The sequence below is a fragment of the Actinopolymorpha cephalotaxi genome (assembly GCF_013408535.1).
Lineage (GTDB): Bacteria > Actinomycetota > Actinomycetes > Propionibacteriales > Actinopolymorphaceae > Actinopolymorpha > Actinopolymorpha cephalotaxi.
In genome coordinates this window covers 459727-485010 of sequence record NZ_JACBZA010000001.1, presented here as the reverse complement: position 1 = coordinate 485010, position 25284 = coordinate 459727, and the positions used below count along the sequence as shown (strand labels likewise).

Annotated in this window: 25 protein-coding genes; 16 read left to right on the top strand and 9 right to left on the bottom strand. The window is 70.3% G+C overall.

All coding sequences use genetic code 11. The annotated features are described in order from the left end of the window. Positions 1 to 3 precede the first annotated feature (3 nt). Entirely contained in the window at positions 4 to 3105 is a 3102-nt protein-coding gene (locus FHR37_RS31185; protein ID WP_092881609.1) for a polysaccharide biosynthesis C-terminal domain-containing protein, read from the top strand. A 118-nt stretch (positions 3106 to 3223) separates the two neighbouring features. Here FHR37_RS31185 and FHR37_RS02165 read toward each other — a convergent pair whose 3' ends face one another. The 6 genes from FHR37_RS02165 to FHR37_RS02140 form a co-directional block, all read right to left on the bottom strand. Continuing rightward, on the bottom strand, positions 3224 to 4258 hold the full coding sequence (locus tag FHR37_RS02165) for a glycoside hydrolase family 26 protein (protein WP_139238832.1): 1035 nt from the start codon (positions 4256 to 4258) through the stop codon (positions 3224 to 3226). 287 nt (positions 4259 to 4545) lie between these two features. After that, the gene (gene pth / locus FHR37_RS02160) at positions 4546 to 5130 is read right to left on the bottom strand and encodes an aminoacyl-tRNA hydrolase (RefSeq protein WP_237768600.1); all 585 of its coding nucleotides are present in this window, start codon (positions 5128 to 5130) and stop codon (positions 4546 to 4548) included. 60 nt (positions 5131 to 5190) lie between these two features. Beyond that, complete coding sequence (locus FHR37_RS02155) at positions 5191 to 5865, bottom strand: 50S ribosomal protein L25/general stress protein Ctc (RefSeq protein ID WP_092881605.1); 675 nt, start codon at positions 5863 to 5865, stop codon at positions 5191 to 5193. Positions 5866 to 6059: 194 nt separating this feature from the next. Further along, a complete protein-coding gene (locus tag FHR37_RS02150; protein ID WP_092881603.1) occupies positions 6060 to 7040 on the bottom strand; it encodes a ribose-phosphate diphosphokinase in 981 nt (326 codons plus the stop codon). Beyond that, complete coding sequence (gene glmU, locus FHR37_RS02145; protein WP_330831713.1) at positions 7037 to 8599, bottom strand: bifunctional UDP-N-acetylglucosamine diphosphorylase/glucosamine-1-phosphate N-acetyltransferase GlmU; 1563 nt, start codon at positions 8597 to 8599, stop codon at positions 7037 to 7039. The genes FHR37_RS02150 and glmU overlap by 4 nt, the downstream gene beginning before the upstream one ends. A 155-nt stretch (positions 8600 to 8754) precedes the next feature. Next, entirely contained in the window at positions 8755 to 9816 is a 1062-nt protein-coding gene (locus FHR37_RS02140; protein WP_092881601.1) for a helix-turn-helix domain-containing protein, read from the bottom strand. Positions 9817 to 9924: 108 nt separating this feature from the next. On the opposite strand from FHR37_RS02140, the gene FHR37_RS02135 reads away from it, so the two are divergent. The 8 genes from FHR37_RS02135 (at position 9925) to FHR37_RS02100 (ending at position 17585) form a co-directional block, all read left to right on the top strand. Next, positions 9925 to 10881: a phytanoyl-CoA dioxygenase family protein gene (locus FHR37_RS02135; protein WP_092881599.1), complete on the top strand. Its 957-nt coding sequence runs from the start codon at positions 9925 to 9927 to the stop codon at positions 10879 to 10881. Between the two features lie 58 nt (positions 10882 to 10939). Further along, positions 10940 to 11731, top strand: coding sequence for a sugar phosphate isomerase/epimerase family protein (locus tag FHR37_RS02130; RefSeq protein WP_092881597.1), 792 nt, complete (start codon positions 10940 to 10942; stop codon positions 11729 to 11731). Positions 11732 to 11775: 44 nt separating this feature from the next. Then, positions 11776 to 12762 carry a Gfo/Idh/MocA family protein gene (locus FHR37_RS02125; RefSeq protein WP_092881595.1) on the top strand — a complete coding sequence of 329 codons (987 nt, stop codon included), beginning with the start codon at positions 11776 to 11778 and terminating at the stop codon, positions 12760 to 12762. Further along, positions 12759 to 14174 (top strand): sulfatase family protein, encoded by a 1416-nt coding sequence (locus FHR37_RS02120; RefSeq protein WP_092881593.1) that lies wholly within the window; start codon positions 12759 to 12761, stop codon positions 14172 to 14174. The genes FHR37_RS02125 and FHR37_RS02120 overlap by 4 nt, the downstream gene beginning before the upstream one ends. A 118-nt stretch (positions 14175 to 14292) precedes the next feature. After that, on the top strand, positions 14293 to 15666 hold the full coding sequence (locus FHR37_RS02115) for a sulfatase (RefSeq protein ID WP_092881591.1): 1374 nt from the start codon (positions 14293 to 14295) through the stop codon (positions 15664 to 15666). Between the two features lie 26 nt (positions 15667 to 15692). Beyond that, a complete protein-coding gene (locus FHR37_RS02110; RefSeq protein ID WP_092881589.1) occupies positions 15693 to 16322 on the top strand; it encodes an MBL fold metallo-hydrolase in 630 nt (209 codons plus the stop codon). A 71-nt stretch (positions 16323 to 16393) separates the two neighbouring features. Further along, positions 16394 to 16588, top strand: coding sequence for a hypothetical protein (locus tag FHR37_RS02105; protein ID WP_092881587.1), 195 nt, complete (start codon positions 16394 to 16396; stop codon positions 16586 to 16588). A 148-nt stretch (positions 16589 to 16736) separates the two neighbouring features. Further along, positions 16737 to 17585 carry an alpha/beta fold hydrolase gene (locus FHR37_RS02100; protein ID WP_092881872.1) on the top strand — a complete coding sequence of 283 codons (849 nt, stop codon included), beginning with the start codon at positions 16737 to 16739 and terminating at the stop codon, positions 17583 to 17585. A 36-nt stretch (positions 17586 to 17621) separates the two neighbouring features. On the opposite strand, the gene FHR37_RS02095 is transcribed toward FHR37_RS02100, so the two are convergent. After that, positions 17622 to 17948, bottom strand: coding sequence for a DUF4333 domain-containing protein (locus FHR37_RS02095; RefSeq protein ID WP_175542373.1), 327 nt, complete (start codon positions 17946 to 17948; stop codon positions 17622 to 17624). 266 nt (positions 17949 to 18214) lie between these two features. On the opposite strand from FHR37_RS02095, the gene FHR37_RS02090 reads away from it, so the two are divergent. The 5 genes from FHR37_RS02090 to FHR37_RS02070 all read left to right on the top strand — a co-directional run bounded on the left by FHR37_RS02090 (position 18215) and on the right by FHR37_RS02070 (position 22641). Then, positions 18215 to 19426 carry a low temperature requirement protein A gene (locus FHR37_RS02090; RefSeq protein ID WP_202817921.1) on the top strand — a complete coding sequence of 404 codons (1212 nt, stop codon included), beginning with the start codon at positions 18215 to 18217 and terminating at the stop codon, positions 19424 to 19426. A gap of 67 nt (positions 19427 to 19493) precedes the next feature. Then, positions 19494 to 19865, top strand: a complete 372-nt coding sequence (locus FHR37_RS02085; RefSeq protein WP_202817920.1) for a hypothetical protein — start codon at positions 19494 to 19496, stop codon at positions 19863 to 19865. A gap of 161 nt (positions 19866 to 20026) precedes the next feature. Beyond that, the gene (locus tag FHR37_RS02080) at positions 20027 to 20881 is read left to right on the top strand and encodes an inositol monophosphatase family protein (protein ID WP_237768599.1); all 855 of its coding nucleotides are present in this window, start codon (positions 20027 to 20029) and stop codon (positions 20879 to 20881) included. Positions 20882 to 20978: 97 nt separating this feature from the next. Beyond that, entirely contained in the window at positions 20979 to 21668 is a 690-nt protein-coding gene (locus tag FHR37_RS02075) for an alpha/beta fold hydrolase (protein WP_092881583.1), read from the top strand. A gap of 229 nt (positions 21669 to 21897) precedes the next feature. After that, positions 21898 to 22641, top strand: coding sequence for a calcium-binding protein (locus FHR37_RS02070; RefSeq protein WP_202817919.1), 744 nt, complete (start codon positions 21898 to 21900; stop codon positions 22639 to 22641). Between the two features lies 1 nt (position 22642). On the opposite strand, the gene FHR37_RS02065 is transcribed toward FHR37_RS02070, so the two are convergent. Beyond that, positions 22643 to 23008 (bottom strand): VOC family protein, encoded by a 366-nt coding sequence (locus FHR37_RS02065; RefSeq protein WP_092881579.1) that lies wholly within the window; start codon positions 23006 to 23008, stop codon positions 22643 to 22645. A 65-nt stretch (positions 23009 to 23073) separates the two neighbouring features. Here FHR37_RS02065 and FHR37_RS02060 point away from each other — a divergent pair, with 65 nt between their 5' ends. Both FHR37_RS02060 and rpmB read left to right on the top strand, forming a co-directional pair. Beyond that, on the top strand, positions 23074 to 24243 hold the full coding sequence (locus tag FHR37_RS02060) for an ArsR/SmtB family transcription factor (RefSeq protein WP_175542372.1): 1170 nt from the start codon (positions 23074 to 23076) through the stop codon (positions 24241 to 24243). Between the two features lie 82 nt (positions 24244 to 24325). Beyond that, complete coding sequence (gene rpmB, locus FHR37_RS02055; RefSeq protein ID WP_456237018.1) at positions 24326 to 24601, top strand: 50S ribosomal protein L28; 276 nt, start codon at positions 24326 to 24328, stop codon at positions 24599 to 24601. Between the two features lie 387 nt (positions 24602 to 24988). Here the strand turns inward: rpmB and FHR37_RS02050 are convergent, their stop codons facing one another. Continuing rightward, on the bottom strand, positions 24989 to 25153 hold the full coding sequence (locus tag FHR37_RS02050; protein WP_175542371.1) for a hypothetical protein: 165 nt from the start codon (positions 25151 to 25153) through the stop codon (positions 24989 to 24991). Positions 25154 to 25284: the final 131 nt, after the last annotated feature.

Here is a 25284-nt window from a genome sequence, read left to right as displayed (position 1 = left end):
GCGGTGAGTGCGGTGAGTACGGCCGGTACGACGAGTACCCCGTCCATCCAACGGCTGGCACGTAACGGAATTCTCAACCTGGCCGGCACGCTCGTCGGCGGGGCGGCGAGCATCGCCCTGGTCGTGGTGGTCGCCAACGGCGTCCCCCAGGACGTCGCCGGGCTGCTGTTCGCGGCCACGTCGTTCTTCCTGATCGTCACCGCGATCTCCGGCCTGGGGACCGACGTCGGCCTGGCGCACACCATCCAGCGGCAGCTCGCCGTGGGCAGTCTCGCCGGCGCGGTGCGCACGGTGTGGATCGCGCTGCGCCCCGTCCTCGGGTTGAGTGTCGTCGCCGCGGTGGCGGTCTGGCTGGCGGCGCCGTGGCTCGCGACGGTGCTGGGCAGTGGCGACGGCGGTGGCGCCGCGAGCGTGCAGCACGGCGCCACGATGACGGCGATGCTGCGCGTCCTCGCGGTCAGCCTGCCGGTGGCCACGGCGTACGACACGATCCTCGCCGCCACCCAGGCACACCAGACGATGCGGCCCAACGTCATCGTGGAGAAGCTCGGCCGGCTGCCGGGGCAGATCCTGTGCATCGCGGTCGTCCTGCTGCTCGGGGCCGGTCCGGTGTGGCTCGCGGTGGCCTGGGTCGCGCCGTACGCCGTCGGCCTGGTCGGCGTGGCGTGGTGGTACCGCTCGATCGTCGCCGCACTGCGGTCCGCCCCGGCCGGCGACGCCCCCGGTGAGGGCCCGGTGGACGCCGCGCCGGCGGCCACCCTCGCCCGTGACTTCTGGGGGTTCACCGCGCCCCGCGCGCTGGGCCGGATCTGCCAGGTCGCGCTGCAGCGCTCGGACATCGTGCTTGTCGCCGCGCTGCTGTCCCCGCGCGACGCCGCCGTCTACACCGCCGCGACCCGCTTTCTCGTCCTCGGCCAGCTCGGCGTCCAGGCCATCCAGCAGGTGCTGCAGCCGCAGTTGGCGGCGTTGTTCGCCCGCGCGGACCTGGCGGGGGTGCGCGAGTCGTTCTCGGCGTCGACCGCCTGGCTGATGGCGCTGGCGTGGCCGATCTACCTCTGCAGCGCGGTCGCCGCGCCGGTGCTGCTGAAGGTCTTCGGCGGTGGGTACGAAGCCGGCCGGGCCACGGTGGTCATCCTGGCCCTCACCATGCTGGCCACCACCGCAACGGGTTCGGTGGACGTCGTGTTGCTGATGGCCGGGCGCAGTCGGCAGAGCCTGGTCAACAACGCCGCCGCCCTGGTCGTCGACGTGGTCCTCGTCGTCGTGCTGGTCCCCCGGCTCGGCATCACCGGTGCGGCGGTCGCGTGGGCGGCGGCGCTCGCGGTCCGCAACTCGCTGCCGATGCTGCAGGTGCGGCGGGCGTACGGCGTGATGTCGTTCGGCCCGGCCGTGCTGTGGGTCGCCGCCGCGGCGACCCTGTGTTTCGGCGTGGTGCCGCTGCTGGTGCACCTCGTGGCGCCGATGAACGTCGGTGTGGTGATCGGCTGGCTGGTCCCGATGTGCCTGGTCTACGCCGCGCTGTTGTGGAAGGGCCGGCACCACCTGCAGCTCGGCGCGTTCCGGACGGCGCTGGCGTCGGTGCCCCTTGCCAGGATCGGAACCCCGGTCCGGCGCCTGCACGGCCGGGCCCGGCAGACCGCCGGGCAGGGACTGCTGGCCGGGGTGGGCGCGCTGCGGCGGCTGCCGCTCCCCCACGGCGCCCGGGTCGCGCTGTCCACGCTGGTGCTCCGCCGGCCCGGGCTGGCCCGGGTGCCGCTGGACCGGCTGCTGCTCGGCATCCAGGACGGCGTACCCGCGACCACCTACGCCGCGGAGTTCGACGACCTGCTGTGGGCGTCCACGCCGATCGCCCGCGGGCCGCACGCCGGCCTGCTCCGGCTGGCGGCCGACCACCGTGCGCACGGTGACGGCGAGCTGACCGACGAGGCCATCCTCGCCTCGCCGTACGCCGAACACGCCCGGCGCTGCCTGCGGCTGACCGGACGCTACTTCTGGGCCACCGACGAGCGCGGAGTGGTGGAGGTAGCCCGGTCGTTCCTTGCCCGGGCGTCCGTCACCGACCCGTCGGAGGACGTACCGTCGCCGGTCGCGGTCGGCACCGCCGTGGGAACCGCCGTCGCCACCGGCGGTGCCGCCACCGAGGGTGCCGCCGGCCCGGTCCCGACCACCGGCTCGGCCGTCGAAGCCGCCGCCGGGCCGTCGGCGGACGACGGTGGTGGTGAGGAGGAGGAGGAGGAGGAGCCGGTGCGGGCCGGGCAGAGCGGCGCGTCCGATCCGGTTCTGGTGGCGCCGATCCGCGACTCCGACTGCTTCCAGGTGCTCGACGGCCACCACCGCCTGGCGCTGCTCGCGCACCGCGGAGCGGAGTCCGCCTCGGTCAAGGTCAAGCGGGTTCCGGTGACGACGCCGCTGCAGGACCTGCTGGGGCAGATGAGCTGGATCGGCGGGAAGAAGGAGCTGTACCAACCGATTGACGCGCCGGAGCTGCAGCGCAGCTGGACGACCGTACGCCGCTGCACCGACCGGCTGTCGATGATGGAACGCCGGCTGGCGGCCGAGGGCGTCGACGGCCCGGGCCACAGCTACCTCGACGTGGCCTGTTGCTACGGGTGGTTCGTGCACCAGCTCGGGCAGCGCGGGTTCGCCGCCGAGGGCATCGAACGCGACCCGCTTGCGCCGCGGCTCGCCGCCGGCATCTACGGGCTGGACCCGGCCCGGATCACCACGGGCGACGCCGTGGACTTCCTCCGTGCCGCCCGCGACGCCGGCCGCACGTGGGACGTGGTGTCCTGCTTCAGCCTCCTGCACCACTTCGTCCTCGGGCGGGCGAGCGTGTCCGCGGAGGAGCTGGCCGGACTCCTGGATTCGGTGACCGGGCGAGTGCTGTTCCTCGACACCGGCCAGGAGCACGAGGCGTGGTTCGCGCGGTCGCTGCGCGGCTGGGACACCGAGCACGTCGCCCGCTTCCTCACCACCCACACCGGCTTCGACCGGGTGGTCGACCTCGGGCCGGACGAGGACGCGGTGGCGCCGTACGCCGACAACTACGGCCGGCATCTGTTCGCCGGAATCCGGACCGCGGGTCAGCGCGACGCGCAGCGGTAGCCAGGAGGCCGGCTGCCGCGGCCGGAGACGCCGCTGGCCCGTACGCCTGGGGCGCCGGGCCAGTCGGTCGTCAGCCGTCGTCGGTCGTCGTCGTTCGGCCGTGGTTTCCTGTTTCGGCCTAGGGGTTGAAGTACGGCATCAGCCCCGTGGTGCGATAGGCCTGCAACGACGCCGTCGTGGAGTCGATGCGGGTGGCTCCGACCGTACGGTCGGCGGCGGCATTCCAGTACACCATCGCCTTCACCGCCGGCCAGTTCTTTGCCTGTGACCCCAGCGCCTTGAAGAAGTCCGGCTTTCCGGCCGGATTACCCGGCTGTTCACCGACTCCCCATTCGGAGAGCATCAATGGCTTTCCGGGCGCGAACTGCGTAGCCCAGGAATAGAAGCCGGGCCACTTCGGGTACTCGGGGAATTTCCGATTGAAGAGATCGGAAACGGGACCCCAGTATGAACCGCTACCGAAGATGTAGGGGTCGTAGGAGATCCAGTCGACCACGTCGTTGCCGGGGTACAGATCCTCGAACCACGGCTGGCTTCCCCACTTCGGCGAACCGATGTAGTTCATCACCGTGACGATCTGGGTGGCGCCGTCTCCGCGCAACCGCTGGACGACGTGGCGATACATCGCGCGGTAGTCCTGGGCGGTGTAGCCGGATCCCGTCGTCTGCCGGACCTCTTCCTCCGGCTCGTGGTGGATCGTGAGGAAGAACGGCTTGTTGAAGTTGGCCTTGATGTAGGCGGCCAGCGAGTCCAGCCTGTCGTCCTGCGCACCCGCCGCCACCTGGGCCCAGGTCTTCCCGCCCTCGGGCTTGTAGTTGATCGAGAGCAGGCGCTCCTTGCCTGCCTGGTTAGCCCGGGCTATCTCCGACGACGTCGGGAACAACTGTCCGGACGAGTGGTAGTAGTGCACGATGTTGACCGGCCGCTGAATCTGGTTCTCGAAATTCGTCAGCGCGGTGTCCCAGCTTTCCCCGGCGAGGGGATTGGGGGCGACGCCCCACCACGTGCCACATTTCGGCGTGAGTTTTGTACCCACGCCACAAGTGCTCTTGACGACGCCGCCCCCCGGCGCCGGCTTCTGGCCTGGTTGACACGCGGCACCGGCAATCAGCACGACCGCGAGTAATGCTGCGAGAAAAAGTTTTCGAAACACGGTGGCCCCTCCCGTCTGGCCAATTCATTCACCATAGGCAGGGGTCGTTGTCGGCCTCAGCCAAACGAAGCTGTGTGTCCGACAAAAATGAGTTCCCAGTGGGCCGGAGGGTAAACATGAAAATGCCGGCTCCACGCACCCCCCGGGCGCGAAGCCGGCACCTACGTACCCACCGACTCCCTGAGCCCGGAGAAAGTTGCATGCGAGATCGAACCGTGATCTGAACGTCGTGGTCAACCCTCGCGGGCGCGGACGGGTGCCGACGGGTCGGCCGGGCGGGCCGGAAGTCAGCCGTGCCAGGTGTTCTGCGCACGGTCGAGGCCCTCGGCCACCAGTGCCTCCACCGCGTCCGCGGCGTTGTCGACGAACAGCGGGACTTCCTTGCGCTCGGCCGCGGAGAAGCCGGACAGCACGAAGTCGGCCGGGTCCTGGCGCCCGGGCGGGCGGCCGATGCCACACCGCACGCGATGGAAGTCTCCGGTGCCCAGAGAGCGACGGATCGACCGGAGACCGTTGTGCCCGTTGTCGCCGCCGCCGAGCTTGAGCCGCAGTGCGCCGAACGGGATGTCGAGCTCGTCGTGGACGGCCACCACGCGCTCGGGTGGAACCTTGTAGAAGGTGGCCAGGCTCGCCACCGGGCCGCCGGTCTCGTTCATGTAGGACCGGGGCCGGGCCAGCACGACGCGGACGCCGGGGACGCCGCCGAGGCGGCCTTCGAGCACGTCGGCGCGGCCACGTGGGTGCGGCCTCAGCTTCCCGCCCACCCGGGCGGCCAGCAGGTCGAGGACCTGCTGGCCGATGTTGTGCCGGTGGGCGGCGTACGTGGGCCCGGGATTACCCAGGCCCACGACCAGCCAAGGGCCTTCGGACATGCGGTCGGACATGCGGTCGGACATGGAGGGTTACGCAGGTCGGGCCGGTGAGCGGCTCGACTACTCCTGCTCGCCGGACTCCTCGCCGGCGCCTTCCTCGGTCGCCTCGGGCTCGGCGGCCTCGGCACCCTCGGCCGCACCCTCGCCGCCCTCGATCTCGGCTTCGGCCTCGGCCAGCTCGCTCTCGACCTGCTCGGCGGTCGGCGCGGCGGTGATGTTGACGACCAGCGTCTCCGGCTCCAGGTGCAGCGTCGTGCCGCGCGGGAGCGAGATGTCCTTGGCGAGGATCTGCGTGCCGACCTCCAGGCCCTCGATGGAGACCTCGATGCCCGCGGGGATGTGCGTGGCCTCCGCCTCGACGGACAGGGTGGTGTGCTCGGTGGAGACCAGCGAGCCGGGTCCGGCCTCACCGGTCAGCGTCACCGGCACCTCGACGACGACCTTCTCGCCACGGCGGACGATCAGCAGGTCGACGTGCTCGAGGAAGCCCTTGATCGGGTCGCGCTGGACCTGCTTGGGGATCGCGAGCTCGCTGCGCTCACCCAGGTCGACGTCGAACAACGCGTTGGCGGTCTTGAGCGCGAGCATCAGCTCGTGACCCGGCAGCGTGATGTGCACCGGAGCGCCGCCGTGGCCGTACAGGACGGCGGGCACCAGACCCGCGCGTCGGATCCGTCGTGCCGCGCCCTTGCCGAACTCGGTGCGGGACTCGGCCTTGATCTTGACCTCGGACACGGAAAAAACTCCTCAGGAACGTGCGACGTCGGCTGCGGTCGATGGCTGCTCGGCGGCGCACATGTCCGCAACCGCGTCGATCACGGAGCCGGATATGGGCGTCCCTCGCCGAGGCAACCGGGAAAGAATACCTGCCGGTCTGTCAGGGGACGCGCAGGGGTCCGCCGAGTCGCGGATGAGAAACCCGCTGGTGATCAGCTTGCGCCGTTGAACAGGCTGGTCACCGAGCCGTCCTCGAACACCTCGCGGATCGCACGGGCGATCATCGGGGCGATGGACAGCACCGTCAGCGTGTCGAAGCGGTGCTCCTGCGGGATCGGCAGCGTGTTGGTGACCACGACCTCGCGGATGCGGGAGTTCTTCAGCCGGTCCACGGCGGGGTCGGACAGCACGCCGTGCGTCGCGGCCACGATCACGTCGGAGGCGCCCGCGTCGACCAGGGCCTCGGCCGCCTTCACCACGGTGCCGCCGGTGTCGATCATGTCGTCGACCACCACTGCCGTACGGCCCTCGACCTCACCGACCACGCGGTTGGCCACCACCGAGTTGGGGACGTTGACGTCGCGGGTCTTGTGGATGAACGCCAGCGGGCAGCCGCCGAGCCGGTCGGCCCACTGCTCGGCGACGCGCACCCGGCCGGAGTCGGGCGCCACGACGGTGACCCGGGAGGTGTCCACCCGGGTCTCGATGTAGCTCGCCAGCACCGGCAGGGCGAACAGGTGGTCGACCGGTCCGTCGAAGAAGCCCTGCGTCTGGGCGGTGTGCAGGTCGACCGCCATCAGCCGGTCGGCGCCGGCGGTGCTGAGCAGGTCGGCCATCAGCCGGGCCGAGATCGGCTCCCGGCCGCGGTGCTTCTTGTCCTGCCGGGCGTACCCGAAGAACGGCGTCACCACGGTGATCCGCTTGGCGGAGGCCCGCTTCAGCGCGTCGACCATGATCAGCTGTTCCATGATCCACTCGTTGATCGGCGCCGGGTGGCTCTGGATCACGAAGGCGTCGCAGCCGCGCACCGACTCCTCGAAGCGGACGTAGGTCTCGCCGTTCGCGAAGTTGTAGGAGGTGGTCGGCACCAGGTCGACCTCGAGAATCTCGGCCACCTCGTCTGCCAGTCCGGGATGAGCCCGACCCGAGAAGAGCATGAGGTTCTTCTGGGTGGTGAGTTTCATCCCGGTCACTGCTCACTCCTTCGTGGCGCGTCATCGACGTCGCCAGTGTCTCTCGTCCCGTTCGTGTGCGGTGCACGGGTCTCCCCCGTCGCCTCCCGTCCGGACGGTGTATCCGAGGCGGTGTTCCCCGCCGTGTTCCCGGCCGCCTGCGCGGCCTCCGCGGCCTCGGCCGTCCGGGTGCCGGCGCGCTTGCGGGCGACCCAGCCGCCGATGTTGCGCTGCTGGCCGCGGGCCACCGCCAGCTCGCCCGGCCCGACGTCCTTGACCACCGTGGAACCGGCGGCGACGTAGGCCCCGTCGCCGATCTGCCGGGGCGCGACCAGTACGGAGTCGCTGCCCACGAAGGAGTGCCGGCCGACGTCGGTGTGGTGTTTGTGCACCCCGTCGTAGTTGGCGAAGATCGTCCCGGCGCCGATGTTGGTGCCCTCGCCGATGGTGGCGTCGCCGACATAGGTGAGGTGCGGGACCTTGGCGCCGGGGCCGATCTCGGCGTTCTTCGTCTCCACGAAGGTCCCGATCTTGCCGGATTCGCCCAGGTTGGTGCCGGGCCGCAGATAGGCGTACGGGCCGACGGTGGCGCCGGCGCCGATCACCGCCCGCTCGCCGTGGGTGCGGACCACCGTGGCGTCCGGGCCGACGGTGACGTCGGTCAGCGTGGTGTCGGGGCCGACCTCGGCGCCGGACGCGACGCTCGTCGCGCCCCGGAGCTGGGTCTGCGGGTGCAGCGTGACGTCGGGTTCGAGGCGTACGGTCTCCTCCACCCAGGTGGTGGCGGGGTCGAGGACCGTGACGCCGGCCCGCATCCACTCGGTGAGGATCCGGTCGTTGAGCACCCGGCCGAGCTGGGAGAGCTGCACCCGGTCGTTGACGCCGAGGATCTCCGTCTCGTCCGAGGCGACGAACGCGCCCACCCGGTGCCCGTCGCCGGCCAGGATCGCGAGGACGTCGGTGAGGTATTCCTCACCCTGGCTGTTGTCGGCGTCGAGCCGGCCGAGCGCGTCGGCCAGCCGGGCGGCGTCGAAGGCGAACATCCCGGAGTTGATCTCGGCGATCGCCTGCTGGGCCGGGGTGGCGTCGCGGTGCTCGACGATGCTCCGCACCGCGCCGTCCGGTCCGCGCACGATCCGGCCGTACCCGGTGGGGTCGGCGACCTGCGCGGTCAGCACGGTCGCGGCGGACCCCTGCTCCTCGTGGGTGGCGAGCAGGGCGCGCAACGTCTCCGGCCGCAGCAACGGGACGTCGCCGTTGGTCACCACCACCGTGCCGCGCAGCGGGGGCAGGGCCTCCAGGGCGGTGCGGACGGCGTGTCCGGTGCCGCGTTGTTCGGCCTGGACGACCGGCTGCGCGCTCGGGTCGAGGGTCTGCAGGTGGGCGGCGACCTGTTCGCGGGCGTGTCCGACGACCACGACGAGGTGCTCGGGCTCCAGCGAGCGGCCGGCCCCCGCCGCGTGGGCGAGCAGACTGCGGCCACCGAGCTGGTGGAGCATCTTGGGGGTCCGGGACTTCATCCGCTTGCCCTCGCCGGCGGCGAGCACGATGACGGCGGCCGGCTTCACAGACGCGATCACTGGGGTACTCCTCAGGCGTCGCGGGCAGATTCGGGCCGAGCATATCCGTGACCGCCCGCCCCCGTGGCCGGGCCCGGTCAGCGGGTCGCGGGGTTCCGGACGCCCACCGCCGGCGGCCCGGCAAGCTCGGAGGTACAGCCTCAGGAGGTACAGCCTCAGAGCAGGCGTTCGCGGCGGCGCCACGCGGTGGGCGGCCGGCCGGTGCGGTCGCGGAAGATCCGGGAGAAGTAGTTCGCGTCGGCGAACCCGCACCGGCGGGCGACCTGGGCCACCGTCAACGGTGTGGTGCGCAACAGCCCCCGGGCGTGCTCGATCCGCTGGTCCAGCACCCACCCCATCGGCGACCGCCGCAGATAGGTGTCGAACCGCCGGCTCAGCGTCGCCCCGCTGCACCCGGCGACCTCGGCCAGCCCGGCCACCGTGAGCCGGTCGGCCAGGTGGTGTTCGACGTACGCCAGTACGCGGCGCAGCTCGTCCGGGACCACGCAGGTGTCGGACCCGCCTCTCCCCCCGAACCCGCCTCTACCCCCGAACCCGCCCGGCCCCGCGAACCCGACCGGCCCCGCGTACGCCTGGTCGCCGGTGCGCGCGGCGAGCTGACACGCCAGCCCGGTGAGCTCGTCGACCATCATCGTGCCGAGCGCCCGGATCGACGCCTGCGACGGCGTACCCCGCCGCCACACCTCCACCGCGTACGCGCTCAGCTGGGCCAGTCCCGGCGCGGCGTCGGCGGTCGTGGCCACCACCTGCGTACCCAGGTCCGGTTCGCCGTCCCGCCGCCACGGACAGCCGGCGTGCCGGTGGTTCGCGTCGTGCGGGACCGTCGGCTCCAGCGGGAACCCCTCCTCGTGCCGCGGCACGAGGTGCACGCCGACCAGCAGGAACGGGTCGACCTCCGCCGCCGTGTAGTGGATCCGGTGCCCCCACGGCAGGACGAGCAGCACGCCCGGCGCCAGCGAGAAGCGCACCCCATTGACCCGCGCCTCGCCCCGGCCGGCCCGGCACCAGGTCACCATCCGCGACTCCACGCGGGGAAAGCCGAAACGTTCACCCGGGCCGAACTGCACGGCGTTGGCCAGCAGCAGTGCCGGGAACGCGGGCGGGGTCACCGGGGTGAGCGGTGCCGGAACGAGAGGCCTCGATGCCCGTACCGGTTCGGCCACCACGGTGGTTCCCGAGGCGGCGCGCGGCGCCACGTCCGGCAACGGACCTGTCATGCGTGGATCCTCCAGTCTTCGACTGCTCAGACCATGTCGCGGGGCCCTGGTGCGTGGTGGGCTGGACTCATCGGCCGATCGGGAGCGAACGCCCACTCGGGAGCGACCATGACGACACCGCCCACGGCAGCACGCACCGCGGACTTCCTCGACTCCTCCGCACTCCTCGGCGACCCCGCCGCGCTGCGGGCCCGCGCGGACGAGCACGGCTATCTGTTCTTCCGCGGACTGCTGCCGGTCGACGACGTGCTCGACCTTCGCCTGCGGTTCCTGGAGATTGTCCGCCGGTACGGCTGGCTGGTCGACGGAACGCCGGTCTCGGACGGCATCGCCGACGTCGCGGCGTTCGACCGGGTGCCCCGCGAGGAGACGGCGTTCTGCGGGGTGGGCATCACGAGGGACGCCTACGCCGACATCCAGCGGGTACGCGAGTTCCACGAGCTCGCCCACCATCCCCGGCTGCTCGCGGTCTACCGGGACCTGTTCGGTGCGGACGTACTCCCCCATCCGCGCAACATCGCCCGGGTCGTGATCCCGGGTGGCGGCACCCGGCCGACGCCACCGCACCAGGACTTCATCCACATCCAGGGAACGCCGCGGGTGTGGACGGCGTGGTTCCCGCTCGGCGACTGCCCGCGCGAGCTCGGCGGCCTGTCCGTGCTTTCCGGTTCGCACCGCGAAGGCCTGATGTCCTACCGCGAGGCCGAGGGCGCCGGCGGGCTGGAGGCGTACCTGTGCGACCTCGACCTGCCGTGGTCGCAGGGCGACTTCGCGGCCGGCGACGTACTCACCTTCTCCAGCCACACCGTCCACCGGGCGCTGCCGCACGCGGCCGGCGACCGGGTGCGGCTGTCCTGCGACTTCCGCTACCAGCCGGCCGCGGAACCGCTGCACGAGGGATCGCTGAGGGTGCACTGCGACGTGCTCGGCTGGGACGAGGTGTACGCCGACTGGCCCGAGCCACAGACGCCGCGCGACGACGTGCGGTGGTACTGGCGGGACCTGGACCTGCGGCGCAGCGAGTGGGACGAGTCGATCCGCTGGCAGAAGGACCGGATCTGCTGAACGTACGTACCAAGCACGAACGACAGCCACCACGAAACCGAAGAGAAGAAGGTGACCTGTGAAGCTCGGATGCAACACGGTGCTGTTCGCCGGATTCGACGTGCAGGAGGCGCTCGACCAGATCGCCTTCGCCGGTTACGAGTACGTCGAGCTCGCCGCGATCAAGGGCATGTGCGAGCACCTCTCCGTCGACCAGGGCACCCGCGGCGCGGAGGAGGTCGGCAAGCGGGTCGAGGCGGCCGGGCTCACCGCGACCGCCGTCGAGGCCGCCACCACCGACCCCGAACGCCTGGCCCGGGTCTGTGAGCTCGCGGCCGCGATCGGCATCGACATCGTCAACGTCGGATCGGGCGGGAAGTCCGGGAACGAGGAGTCCACCAAGGAGGCGATCGCGAACGTCGTCCGGCTGGCCGACGTCGCCCGCGACCACGGCTGCCGGCTCGCGGTGAAGCCGCACGTCGGGCAGGCCATCTTCGACGCGGCGACCGCGTTGCGGCTGACCGCGGAGGTGGATCACCCGGCTCTCGGGCTGAACTTCGACCCGAGCCACCTCTACCGTGCCGACGAGGACCCCGACGACGTGGCCCGCCAGTGGGGTCCGCGGATCATCACCAGCCACTTCCGCGACTGCGCGTCCCGCGAACGCCAGGTCGGCCCGCCGCCCACCCAGGTGCCCGGCCGCGGAACCGTCGACATCCCGGCGGCGCTGCGTGCGCTGAAGGACGTGGGGTACGCCGGACCGCTCAACCTCGAGGTGATCGGCGCCGCGTCGTACACCCTGCCGCAGGCCACCTCGATCGCGGCCGAGACCCGCGGCTACCTCAACCGCTGCCTGCAGGAACTCGGCTGACCCGGCCGAACCCGGCTCTGCTCGTACCCCTCGAAAGGAGACCCATGTTGCGTGTGGCAGTCGTCGGCCTGGGCAACATCGGCAAGACGCACTCCCGCTACTACTCGGAGAACCCCGACGCCGAGCTCGTCGCCCTGTGCGACATCGACGCCGGCCGGGTCGACCCGGTGGCCAAGACGTACGGCGTACTGGCCTATCACGACCTCGGTGAGATGCTCGCCGCCGAACGCCCGGACGCGGTGAGCATCGCCACCGCCGGACCGGAGAACGGCGGCCACCACTACGAGCCGACGATGCAGGCGATCGAGGCCGGCGTGCACGTGCTGGTGGAGAAGCCGATCTCCAACAACATCGAGCACGCCCGGGAGATGGTCCGGGCGGCCAGGGAGCGCGGCGTCCTGATGGGCGTCAACCTCAACCACCGGTTCACCCCGGCGGCCGAACGCGCCAAGAAGCTGCAGAAGGACGGCACGCTCGGCGAGGTGCTGTTCCTCAACATGGCGCTGTGGATCAACAACCCGAACGAGAGCTCGCCGTGGTTCCACCTGCGGGCGCTGCACCCGCACTCGATCGACGTGATGCGGTACTTCGGCGGGCCGATCACCAAGGTGCAGGCCTTCTGCCACAAGGGTCCGGGCCGCCAGATCTGGTCCAACGCGTCGGTCAACGTGCAGTTCGCCAGCGGCGCGGTCGGTCACCTGACCGGCAGCTACGACGCCAGCGGCCTGCACCCGATCGAGCGGTGCGAGGTCGGCGGCAGCGCCGGTCGGCTGGTGATCGAGAACGTCTACCAGAAGCTGGAGTTCTTCCCGCGTACGTCGCCGGAGAAGCTGGTGGTGGAGAACTCCATCATGGGCGGGATGGGCACCTTCAACGAGACGTTCCGCAACCGGATCAACGCGTTCGTCTCGCAGGTCTCCGCGGGCGGTCCGCTGGACGCCTCCGGCGAGGACGGCCTGGCCGCGCAGGAGGTCATCGAGGCGGCGATCCGTTCGTTCGAGAACGGCACCATCGAGGAGGTGGCCGGATGACGGAGACCGCCGGGCGCAAACCGCCGAACATCGTCGTGATCGCGCTGGACACCCAGCGCGCGGACCACCTCGGCTGCTACGGCTACGGCCGCGACACCAGCCCGAACATCGACGCGTTCGCCAACCAGGGTGTGGTGTTCGAACATTGCATCGCGCCGAACATCCCGACCCACCCGAGCTTCACCACGTTGTTCTCCGGCAAGGAGGCGATCACCCACGACATCGTCAACATCGGCGGCGGTGTGCCGGTCGCCGACGGCGTACGCCTGCTGCCGGAGATCCTTCGGGACAACGGGTACGCCACCGCGGCGGTGGACAACATGGGGCGGCACTTCACCCGCGGCTACGAACGCTACGAGCAGTACCAGTGGGACCGTTCGGACCCGACGGTGCTGCGCAAGGCCGAGACGGTGACGAACCTCGCGCTGCCGGTGCTGGACGATCTCGTCGCCGACGAGCGGCCGTTCTTCTGCTTCCTGCACTACTGGGACCCGCACACGCCCTACCTCCCGCCGCCCGGCTATGAGGACCTCTACACCGACAGCGGCCGGGACCCCTACGACCCGGACAACCGCAGCATGGACGAGGCGTGGAGCTGGGAACCGTTCAAGTGGTACTTCCACGACTGGATGCCCGGCGTCACCGACGCCCAGCACGTGATCGACCTGTACGACGGCGAGATCCGCTACATGGACGAGCACCTCGCCCGGGTCTTCGCCGCACTCGAACGCGTCCGCGAGGACACGATCGTGGTGATCACCGCCGACCACGGCGAGGTGCTGAACGAACAGCTCGGCTACTTCGACCACCACGGGCTGTACGAGGGCAACGTGCACATCCCGCTGATCTTCTCCTGGCCGGGAACGCTGCCCGCGGGCAAGCGCATACCCGGCCTGGTGCAGAACCTCGACGTCGCGCAGACGCTGCTCGACGCCGCGGGCATCCCCCAACGGGAGCACATGGAGGGGCTCAGCCTTTTCCCCGTCCTGTCCGGCGTACGCGACGGCAACTACGACACGGTCTACCTGTCCGAGGCGACCTGGGAAGTCAAGCGGGGCTTGCGTACCGACCGGTGGAAGTTCATCCGGGCGATCGAGCCGGACCCGCACGGACGGCCGATGGTCGAGTTGTACGACCTGCACGCCGACCCGGGCGAGCAGAACAACATCGCCGAACGCGAACCCGTTGTGGTGAAGGAGCTTTCGGACCGGTTGGACGCGTGGCTGTCCCGGCGGCTGGCCGAGACCGGGAAGACCCGGGACCCGGTGGCCGAGCAGGGCGCCTGCGCGTCGAACATCGGCACGCCGAAGCCGGAGGAGGTGGTCGGCGCGGGCGCGACACCGCTCCGCGAACGCGTCGGCGGGGGCGCGGCCGGCATCCCTGACCCGAGCGAGCTCAACGCCGGCCGCTGAAGCCCTGAACCGAACCGCCGAACCGCCGAACCGCCGAACCGTCGAACCGTCGAACCGTCGAACCGTCGAACCGCCGAACCGTCGAACCGTCGAACCACCGAACGGAGCAGAACCCAACGTGCGAAGGCGTCCGCACATCGTCGTGGTGGGGATCGACACGCTGCGTCCGGACCATCTGGGGTGCTACGGCTACCAGCACCCGACGTCTCCGGGTCTGGACGGGCTCGCCGCGCAGAGCGTCGTCTTCGACGCGTTCTGCGCGGCGGGCATTCCCACCACGCCCGCGTTCACCACGTTGCTCACCGGGCTGCACCCACTGGTGCACCAGGTCGTCACCCACCCGGCGCGGCACCGGATGGGTGGGCGGATCGCCGGCCTGCCGCAACTCGCGCAGGAGGCGGGCTACCACACCGCGGCGTGTGACAACCTCGTCGTGCAGGGGTCCGGCCGGGGCAGCTGGTTCGCCCGCGGGTTCGAGCAGTACTCCGGCTTCGTCTACACGCCGTTCGGCGACCAGAGCGCGCGCATCACCGACGCGGCGCTGTCCCTGGCCGCCGACGCCGCCGGCGCTCCCGGGGACGACCCGCTGCTGCTGTTCGTGCACTACTGGGACCCACACACGCCCTACGGTCCGCGGCCGCCGTACGACACCCTCCACTACGAGCCGGGGTCCGGACCGTTCGACCTGGCCGACGTCCGCGCGCTGTCGCCGGACTACTACGACGCGTTCCTCGCCGACATGCGGCTGGCCCACCCCGACGACTACGCCTACGTCGTCGCGCAGTACGACGGCGAGATCAGCCAGGTCGACGCGCAGGTGACCCGGCTCGTCGACGGGCTCACCGGCCTCGGCCTGTGGGACGACACGGTGTTCGTCGTCCTGTCCGACCACGGCGAGTGCTTCGGCGAGGGCGACTTCCACTTCGACCACCACGGGCTGTACGACGCGGTGACCCGCACGGCCCTGATGATGCGGGTGCCCGACCTCGCACCGGGCAGGCGCGGCGCCCTCGTCTCCCACGAGGACCTGCTGCCGACGCTGTGCGACCTGGGCGACATCCCGTTGCCGGCGTACCCGCTGACCGGCACCAGCCTGCTCCCCGTACTCGCCGATCCCACCGCGCCCGGCCGGGAGCACGTACTGACGGTGGAGTCCACCCGGCAGGCCTCGATCTCGGTACGAACGCCTCACCACAAGCTGATCCAGCCGGTCACCGCGCTCGCCGACGGCACGGCGTTGCCGGACTTCTACGGCCGACCGCGCCGTCCGGACCCGCTGGTGTTCGACCTGTACGCCGACCCGGACGAGTCCCGCGATCTGTCCGCCGAGTGCCCGGCGCTGACCGAACGCCTGCGGGGCCTGCTGGAGCGGGAGCGGTCCCGGCTGCTGGCGTACCACGACGGCCCGGATCCCCTGCTCACACAGGGACTCGGCCTGCCGTTCGACCGTTTCCTGTCACGGGTGCTCGCCCGCGCCTCCGCCGGCCGCTGACGCCGGGCTCTGCCACGATGGGCCGCATGAAGCTCACGAAGTTCGGCCACGCGTGCGTACGCCTGGACAAGGACGGCCGGGCGATCGTCGTCGACCCCGGGGTGATGACGCCGGAGGCAGAGGCGCTGAACGGAGCCGACGCCGTCCTCGTCACCCACGAACACCTCGACCACCTTGACGCCGACCGGTTGGCGGAGTCGACGCTGCCCGTCTACACCTGCCCGGGCGTGGCCCGGCACCTGACCGGGCTCGGCGAGCGGGTGCACGTGGTGAACGACGGCGAATCGTTCTCCGTCGCGGGGTTCGAGGTGACGGTGGTGGGCCGCAAGCACCACCTCAGCCACCCGGACGTGCCGCCGGTGGACAACGTCGGCTTCCTGGTCGACGGGGAGGTGTTCCATCCGGGCGACGCGCTGACGGTGGTGGACGTACCCACGCTGCTGTTGCCCGGCCAGGCTCCTTGGCTGACGGCGCCCGCCATGATCGGCTACCTGCGTGAGGTCGCACCGCTGCGCGCGTACGCCATCCACGACGGACTGCTCAACGAGTGGGGGCTGCGAGTCCTGGACGACGTCCTCGCCATGGAGGCCCAGCGGGCCGGCACCGAGATCCGGCGGCCGAGAGCAGGCGAAAGCGTCAAACTCGGCGACCTCTGACGCGGGCGGGCGCACAATAAAGACAGGCTCGAGGCGAACACGTTTTCACGCGTCCCAGAGGAGGTCGGAAGATGACCGACACCACCGGCCCCCGAGAACGCTTCACCGACGAGGAACTCGCGTTCCTCCGGTACGTCCGTTTCGGTGAGCTGCCCGAGCGCGTCTCCCCGGCAGAATGGGTCGAAACCGCCGAAACCGACCCGCCGGAGCCGTTCCCCAACCGCCGGGACGACCCGCGCCACTGGGGCGGCGTCAACGCCGTCTGACCACCGCCGGATCACCGCCTGACCACCGCCGGATCACCGGAGTCTCCCGCTTACCGACTATTTCTTCCGGGTTCTGCCGGGATCCATGGTCGGAGCGTTCGCGGACCGGGAAGACAAGCCTGGAGCCGCAGGCACGGGAGGCGCCGTCATGACCAACTCCACGACCACGCCACCGCGCGGTTCGGGCCCACCGCCGGGTGCCGGCACGAGCGGCCACCTGCCGGTGAACGGCCTGAACATGTACTACGAGGTGCACGGCGAGGGCCGCCCGCTGGTCCTGCTGCACGGTGAGCTCACCACCATCGGCACGTCGTTCGGCTCGATCCTGCCGCTGCTGGCCGGCAATCACCGGGTGGTCGCCGTCGAACAGCAGGCGCACGGCCACACCGCCGACATCGAACGCCCGCTCACCTACGAACAGCTGGCCGACGACACCGCGGCCGCGCTGCGCCACCTGTCCGTACGCGATGCCGACATTCTCGGCTTCGGCATGGGCAGCGGCATCGCCGTCTGTCTCGCCATCCGCCATCCCGAACTCGTGCGCAAGCTGGTGCTGGCCACCCCCGCCTACGACCGGGACGGCTTTCACCCCGGCGTGGTCGAGGACATGGCCGCGCTGTCGCCCGAACACCTCGCGGGCAGTGCGTTCGAGGAGGACTACCTGCGCACCGCGCCCAGGCCGCAGGACTGGCCGGTGCTGATCGAACGCGTGAAGCGGCTCAACCTGGAGTTCGTCGGCTGGCCGGAGGAGGCGGTGGCGGCCATCAGGGCGCCGGCGCTGATCGTCGTGGGCGACTCCGACGTCGTACGCCCGGAGCACGCACTGTCGATGTTCCGCCTGCTCGGCGGCGGAGTGGCCGGTGACGTCGCCGGACTGCCCAGCTCCCAGCTCGCCGTCCTCCCGGGCACCGGGCACCTCGCGCTGATGGAGCGCGCCGAGTGGCTGACGCCCATGGTCGAGGCGTTCCTGGAGACTCCCGTACGCGCGAAACCCTGACCGAACGCTCTGCGCGGAAGGCCGGCAACCTGCACGTCAGAGGAGGTCGAGGGTGTAGTGGCCGTGCGCGTCCTCGAAGTACACGATGACGGCCCAGTCGTCGCCGCTGATCGAGCCGTGGCAGACGGCGACCGCGCCCTGGACGACCGAGGCGACGTCCGGGCACCTCATCGTCTCGACGTCGCCGCCGTCGTCGGTGATCCGGTTGGTCACCGAGTCCTCGAGGTCGGCCCCGCGGACACCGGCCGTCGTGGTGGTCAGTTTGCCGGTCAGCGGGCCGCCGCCTCCGGGCCCTCCCCCGACGAACAGCACCAGCAGCACGATCACGCCGAGCAGCGCGAGGCTGGACAGAACGAGACTCACGATCGCGAGCTTCGACGGCGAACCACGGTCGGGCCTCACCGGGGGCGGTGGCATCGCGGGCCAGACCGGCGGCTGTGAATAGTGTGCGTCCGTACCCTGGTGCATCAGACCGCGCTCGCCTTCGGGGTTTCCATGGTGCGTGGCCGAACGCTAGGCCCCGGCCGGCCGGACCGGCGGGACGATCTCCCAGGTTGGCCATTTCGGCCAGACCGGGATCGTGCCGGTACGTACGCCCAGACACTCGGTGAGCAGGACGGAAACGCAGGTTGAGCGAGATCCGGATCCACGTCCGCATGACCGCGCGGCCGGTCGACGAGCCGCACCGCGCCTCGAGCCAGCTCGAGCTGCTGTTCGACCTCACGTTCGTGGTCGCGGTCGCGAGCATCGTGGCCCAACTCGCCCACGGCATCGAGGCGGGGCACGCGGTCGCGGAGATCACGCCGTTCCTGGAGGTGTTCTTCGCGATCTGGTGGGCGTGGATGAACTTCACCTGGTTCGCCTCGTCCTACGACACCGACGACGTGACGTACCGGCTCCTGACGCTGGTGCAGATGGCCGGGGTCCTCGTGCTCGCGGCGGGGGTGCCCGCGGCGGTGAACGACGGCAACCTCGCCGCGGTGACACTCGGGTACCTGATCATGCGAGTGGGCCTCGTCGCCCAGTGGCTGCGGGCGGGAATCGAGGATCCGGGAAGTCGTGGAACGGCTTTCCGGTATGCCGCCGGGATCTCGATCGTGCAGGTGGGCTGGGTGCTCCGCCTCCTCCTCGCCGAGGCCGGGGTACTCCCCAAGGGCCTGCTGCTACCGGTCTTCGTCGTTCTCGTCGTGCTGGAGCTCACGGTGCCGGTCGTGGCGGAGCGGGCCGTGTCCACGACCTGGCACCCGCACCACATCGCCGAACGCTATGGCCTTTTCACGATCATCCTGCTCGGGGAGAGCGTGCTCGCCACCTCAGTCGGCGTCGCCACGGCGATCAAGGGCGGTGTGAACGGCTCACTCGTGACGGTCTCCGTGTCCGGGCTCGTCCTGCTCTTCGCGCTGTGGTGGCTCTACTTCCTCCAGCCAGCGGGCGAGGGCCTCAGCCGCAACCGCGAGCAGTCCTACCTGTGGGGGTACGGCCACTACTTCATCTTCGCGGCGCTCGCCGCTCTCGGCGCGGGGCTGGAGGTCGTGGTCGCGCGGACCGGGCACCACGCCGGGGCGTCGCACGTGTCGTCGCCGACGCTGTGTTACGCCGTGGCCATCCCGGTCGGCGTGTTCCTCGTACTGCTGACGGCGGCGCACGCGCCGATCGCGCCGGCGCCCCGTCAGGTCGTCCACCCCGCGGTGACTCTCGTCGGCGCCGGCCTCGTCCTGCTGCTGCCGCTCGCGTCGACGCTGACCGGCCCGGCGTTCGTGATCGCGGCCATCGCGGCCGTGTGCGTGCTGGCCGTCGCGGTGACGACCGTCCGGCAACGTACGAGCACGCCTGCGCAGTGAAAGTCACCTTGCCGCGGTTCGGAGCCGGGTGCGATGCTTGGGCGGCGTACGACCTCGGGGGTGCCCTGTGAGCAACTGGATGTGGATCCTTCTCATCTTCCTATGGCTCGGCGGTGCCAGCTGGATCGTGGACACCACCCGGAAGGCGCTGAAGACCCGCCACACGCGCCGGCTCGAACTCGAGCAGGAGACCACCCGCCGTACTCTCGCCCGGCAGGCCGCCGACCAACCTCCACAACCCATCTGCGGCTGCACCCACCACCTCGCCAAGCACGACCGGGCCACTGGCAAGTGCCACGAGCAGGTGCAGACCCCGGTCACCTGGGACGCCGAGCGCAAGCCCGTGCAGTTCGAGGCGCGGCAGTGCAACTGCCAGCAGTACATCGGTCCGGAACCCCTCGGCACCATCTACGCCCCCGAGATCGTCGACCCCGGCTGAGCCGGGGCCCGTCTGGCCCTGGCCCTTGGCGCCCCGGTCTGGATCGCCTACGGAGCGGGTAGGCGGACAACGCCGCCGCATGGCCGGCCGGTGTGCTCGCGTAACCTCGACCGACGTCGGCGTACGCACGCCCAGCGTGAGCGATCAGCAGGAGGACAGCTGTGGTCGGGGTGGACCTGGACGAACTCCTGAACGTCGCCCTCGGCGCCGCGGACATCGCCCGGCGCACACTGCGCGGCGAGTCCGGGGTGTCCCTCACCTCGGTGACCCAGAAGAGCGACCGGGACTTCGCCTCCAACCTCGACTTCGCCGTCGAACGCGAGCTCCGGGCGTACCTCCGCGAACGCACTCCACGGTTCGGCTTCCTCGGCGAGGAGGAGGGTTCCGGAGCGGCCGGCGGCGACCGCTCGGAGCTGCCCGCGACCGACCCGAGCCTCGACGAGCAGCCGTTCTGGGCGCTGGACCCCGTGGACGGTACATCCAACCTCATCCACGGCGTGCCCATGTGCGGTACGTCGCTCGGGCTGGTCCACCGCAGGCGCCCGGTCCTCGGCGTGATCGACCTGCCGTTTCTGGACGAGCGCTACCACGCGGTGCGCGGCGGTGGTGCGTTCCTCAACGGCGAGCCCATCCACGCCGGTACGGCAACCAGCCTGGAGCGTGCCTTCGTCGCGGTCGGGGACTTCGCCACGGGCGCGGCGGCCCGGCGGCAGAACCCCCTCCGGCTGGCGATGGTCGAGCAACTCGCCCATCGGGTCGAGCGGATCCGGATGCTCGGTTCGGCGGCCACCGACCTGGCGTGGACGGCGGCCGGCCGCCTGGACGCCTGCGTCCTGCTGAGCAACAAACCGTGGGACATGGCGGCCGGTGTGATCATCGCCCGCGAGGCCGGCGCCTCTGTCGTCGACATCGACGGCAGCCAGCACGACCTGGACTCCGAGCGGACCATCGCGGCGACGCCGGCCGTCCGGGACGAGCTGCTGGCCCTGCTCGCGGCCGCCGGAGTCGATCACTAGCTGGTACGCGACTTCTGGCCGGACCGATGAGTTCGCGGGCGGGCGACGGTCTACCCCGGGACGACAACGGCCGAGCAGGAGAGGTGGTCTGCCGAAGATGGCGACCTTCGTGTTGATCCACGGTGGCGGAGACGTCGGGTGGGCCTGGCATCTGGTGGAGGCCGAACTCCGGGCACGCGGCCACGACACGGTCGCTCCCGACCTGCCGTGCGAGGACGACTCCGCGGACCTCGACGCGTTCGCCGGCGCCGTCCTAGCGGCGGTCGGTGACCTGCGGGACCGACGGGACCTGGTGGTGGTCGGCCACTCCTACGGCGGCTTCACCGCCCCCCTTGTCGCCGACCGGCTCCAGGCAGATCTGCTGGTCCTGATGGCCGGGATGGTCCCCTCCCCCGGCGAGCCTCCGAACGACTGGTGGGCCAACACCGGGTACGCCGAGGCGGCGGCGAAGCAAGCGGACCTTGACGGCGGTCTCACGGGCAGCGACGACCTGTACGTCCTTTTCTACAACGGAGTTTCCCGCCCGCTTGCCGAGGAGGCGCTGGGGCGTGGGCGCGACGAGTCCTCCGCCGCGGGCCGTCAACCCTGGCCACTGCCGAAGTGGCCCGACGTGCCGACGAGGTTCGTGCTCTTCGGCGACGACCACCTCTTTCCCGCCGACTTCTTCCGCCGCCTGGTGCCCGAACGCCTGGGGATCACTCCGGACGAGCTGCCCGGGTGTCACTGCGCGATGCTCAGCCACCCCAAGGAACTGGCGGACACCCTGGTCGGCTACCTCGAACCATGAACACCACAACGCCCGAAGCATCGTACGTCCGGGCTGACGAAGCACTCCGAACTCGCCAAACGCAACGGCAGCGTCAAACGCCGGTTTCCCCCGTAAAGAAAGCGTGAAAGCTGCCCGGCAGCGTCGGGTTCGGCGGTGTTTCCAGGTGCGGTGAACGACTACAGTGACCTCGCCGAAGCGCCGCCGAACGATCGGGCACAGCCGCGCTTCTTCTCCAAGGGGAACTCACATGATGCGCAAACGCGCTGCTGCCATGCTCGCTGCCACCGCGGCCGTCGTCGGACTCGCCGGGCTGTCCGCTCCGGCCGCCAACGCCTCGGTCTACGGCGACACCGAGATCACCGGCGTGACGGTGAACGGCGGGAAGAGCGTCGTCATCGGTACGACGTACGCCAAGACGTTCAACGTCACCGTCCGCGGACGCGACGACTCTGGACTGATGTCGGTTGACACCGACCTGACCGGACCGGGCGGGTACTTCTTCAAGGACGGCACTCACTGTCAGAGCGCCACCTCGTGCACTGCCAGCTACACCATCGACCCTCGAGTGGACCTGTACAACGAGAATGCAGGCACGTGGTACGTCGGCGCCTGGCTGGACGCCAACGACGGCGACTACGCGTATGACGAGCGAGTCGGTCACTTCTCGCTGAAGCGGGCCGGCAGTCTCACCGTCAACGCCTCGCCCGAGCCGGTGACGAAGGGCAAGCTCATCACCGTCGCCGGCACCCTCAAGCGGGCGAACTGGGACACCGGCCACTACGCCGGCTACACCAAGCAGACCGTGGCGCTGCAGTTCCGCAAGAGCGGCACCTCGACGTACAAGACGGTCAAGACCGTGATCAGCGGAACTGGCGGCGGTCTGTGGACCAGGGTCACCGCGTCGGTTGACGGCACCTGGCGTTGGTACTTCCCGGGCACCGCCACCACCGCCGCGGTGACTGTGGCCGGCGACTACGTGGACGTGCGGTAGTTCAGCCCTTCACCCGGGCGGTGACGTAGAACTCGTTGCCGTCCGGGTCGCGGAAACCTGCCTCGCGTACGCCCCATGGCGCGTCGGCCGGCTCGGCGGTGATCTCGCAGCCGGCCGCACGCACCTGGTCGACCAGCGCGTCGACGTCGTCGGTCTCGAAGGAGCCGAGATCGGCCGGCTGGGGGTCGTCGCCGCGGTGCAAGAGGAAGTTGACAGTTGCCGAGGAGTCGCCGACGGGAACCGCCAGGGTGATGTCACCGTCGTCGTCGGACCGCCGTACGAAACCGAGTGTCCGCTCGTAGAACCTCGCCGACTTCTCGACATCGGCACAGAAGATGCTCCGTCCCGTGAACGCCACCGTGCTCATCGCGATCCTCGCCTTCCGTGGACGTCTCGGTTGCATGCGTCATGCGCAATGCACATACTAAGCAGATGCCCGACTCGTTGCCAGTCTTCGCGCAGGCCTGTCCGGCACCCCGACTGGAGATCGCCTCCCCCACGCTGGCCGTCGCGATGCCGACCGCCATGGTGCTGGTCGACTACGCGCTGGCCGGCCTGACGACTCCGACGTCCGATCCGAGCCTGGTGGCCGGCCAGTTGCCGGCCGACCTGGTGCGGGCGAGCCATCCGGTCCGTGCCGTGCTCGCCCACGGCACGGTCCTTCGCGACGTACTCCTCGCGCAGCTTCCATCCGAGCACAAGGGCCACACCTCCTGGCCCGCGCTGCGCCGGTGGCTGGCGGGCCTGGACGACGCCCGCGTGCTCGGGCTGGTCGAGTTCGGCGCGTACGCCTGTCTCGCCTACGACCAGCCCGCCGATGCCGGTGACACCGCGCAGCACTCACCGCGCGACGCGGCGGAGGTGCGGGGAACCCGTGCCGCGCTTCGACGAGATGTCACCGCCGTACTCGAGTCCTGGCCGGTGCCCCGCGCCGCCAGGCGTTCGGCCGAACTCCTCGACCCCGCCTCGGTGCGCGACACCCTGCTGGAGTTGCTGGACGCGATCTGGGAGCTCTGGCTCGAAGACGCCTGGCGCGAACAACTGCCTGCCCTGCGTGCCCAGACCGCGGCCGGCCCACCTCCACCCGGTTGTGGCGGCGCGCAGTGGATCAGCGTCGTCACGGGCCTGCGACCCGAAGCGGAGTACGCCGAGGCGGCCGACCAGGCTCGCCGGGTCACGCTGATGCCGTGCCCGGGACTTGGCAGAAGCCTGTCCCTGGTGCGGGACGAGGACGACATCTGGGTTCTGTACAGCCCGGCGTACGAACCGGGTCCTGACGCCGGCGCCGACGACAGCGCGGCGAGGCCGTCGCGACGTCGACGGTCAGGCATCTCCGTCGGAAGGCTCGGCTCGCTCGCCCCCGCGATGCGCGCTCTCGGCGACCGGACCCGGCTGGCGATCGTGCTGCAACTCCTCGACGACGGGCCGCTCACCATGGCGCAACTCGTCGACGCAGTGGGGGTTCACCAGAGCACCGTGTCCCGCCAGGTCGCCGCCCTGCGAGATGCGGGACTGGTGGAGGTCGACGACCAGCGGTACATCGCCGTCAACCGCGTTCAGGTTCGCCAGGTGTGCCGGACACTCCTGGATGCGCTTGAATAGCCGAGCCGAAGACCATCGCGGTGCTGCGACGTTCTAATTCCGTTGCTGGGAAACACATGCCTGGTTACGCTCGCCGAGCCGCGTGCTGATCTTCGACCGCAACGCGGCATTGAATTCCGGCGACCCACTCAGGAGATCCGCCATGGCTGGCGTGTGCGATATCTGTGACAAGCGCCCAGCGTTCGGAAACAAGGTTGCACGGCTGGGACACCGAGCGTTGAAGCGGAAGGTCAAGGGCCGTTCGCGTCGTCAGTTCAAACCCAACATCCAGACTGTGCACGCGGTGGTCGACGGCAAGCCCACGCGACTGAACGTGTGCACCTCCTGCATCAAGGCCGGCAAGGTCGAACGCCGCTGATCGCTTGGCGTACGTTCCTCTCCCCTTCGAATTTCGGTCGAGGCTTGAAATGCACTAACTCCCGCAACTAGTTCAGCCGACTTTCACCGAACCGACGAAACAGGTCGACGACCTCTTCCTGATTTCCGAGGATCGTGCGCCATACGTCATGCTGCATCGAGACGCGGCTAATTCCCGTTGGCGAACTGAGTACGGCACCAGTCGGCGACCTCGGCGACGTCGACCTCCCGGGCAGTGTCCACGCGTACCGGACCTATCGACCACGTGCCGCCGTGATCTGCGTGGCAGTGGGCTGTCCACGACCCCGCCGCAGGGTGACAGGGCGAGCAGGTTCCACATGGTCTGGCTGGCGGCGGCACCGAAGAGCGCGTTCCATTCGCGCTGCGGTCATTCGTCCGGCGGGTGGGAGCCGAGCACGTCGGCCCAGGTCTCCTTGATCAGGTCCTTGCCGAACAGCGGGACTCCGAGCTCACGTGCGAGCGGGTACGCCAACGTCGACTTCCCGGCGCCGGGCAACCCGTTGACGAGGATGACCAGTCGGTTGTTCGCCACCCCGGAAAGCCTAGATCCTTTACGTGGTGGCCGGGACCGGTCCGGGGTCGTCCCGCGCCACGATCGGGCGGAGTGTCCGGGGTTCGGATCCCGCACGGAGCGGTAGCCTCGTCGGCCTCGTCTGGCAGTTC

Excerpts from the sequence above, each read along its gene's own strand:
- FHR37_RS02110 (WP_092881589.1), top strand. The coding sequence starts at position 15,693 with ATGAAGCTCACGAAGTTCGGCCACGCGTGCGTACGCCTGGACAAGGAC.
- FHR37_RS02120 (WP_092881593.1), top strand. The coding sequence starts at position 12,759 with ATGACGGAGACCGCCGGGCGCAAACCGCCGAACATCGTCGTGATCGCG.
- FHR37_RS02070 (WP_202817919.1), top strand. The coding sequence starts at position 21,898 with ATGATGCGCAAACGCGCTGCTGCCATGCTCGCTGCCACCGCGGCCGTC.
- FHR37_RS02100 (WP_092881872.1), top strand. The coding sequence starts at position 16,737 with ATGACCAACTCCACGACCACGCCACCGCGCGGTTCGGGCCCACCGCCG.
- FHR37_RS02065 (WP_092881579.1), bottom strand. The coding sequence starts at position 23,008 with ATGAGCACGGTGGCGTTCACGGGACGGAGCATCTTCTGTGCCGATGTC.
- FHR37_RS02135 (WP_092881599.1), top strand. The coding sequence starts at position 9,925 with ATGACGACACCGCCCACGGCAGCACGCACCGCGGACTTCCTCGACTCC.
- FHR37_RS02105 (WP_092881587.1), top strand. The coding sequence starts at position 16,394 with ATGACCGACACCACCGGCCCCCGAGAACGCTTCACCGACGAGGAACTC.
- FHR37_RS02125 (WP_092881595.1), top strand. The coding sequence starts at position 11,776 with ATGTTGCGTGTGGCAGTCGTCGGCCTGGGCAACATCGGCAAGACGCAC.
- FHR37_RS02075 (WP_092881583.1), top strand. The coding sequence starts at position 20,979 with ATGGCGACCTTCGTGTTGATCCACGGTGGCGGAGACGTCGGGTGGGCC.
- FHR37_RS02140 (WP_092881601.1), bottom strand. The coding sequence starts at position 9,816 with ATGACAGGTCCGTTGCCGGACGTGGCGCCGCGCGCCGCCTCGGGAACC.
- pth (WP_237768600.1), bottom strand. The coding sequence starts at position 5,130 with ATGTCCGAAGGCCCTTGGCTGGTCGTGGGCCTGGGTAATCCCGGGCCC.
- FHR37_RS02060 (WP_175542372.1), top strand. The coding sequence starts at position 23,074 with ATGCCCGACTCGTTGCCAGTCTTCGCGCAGGCCTGTCCGGCACCCCGA.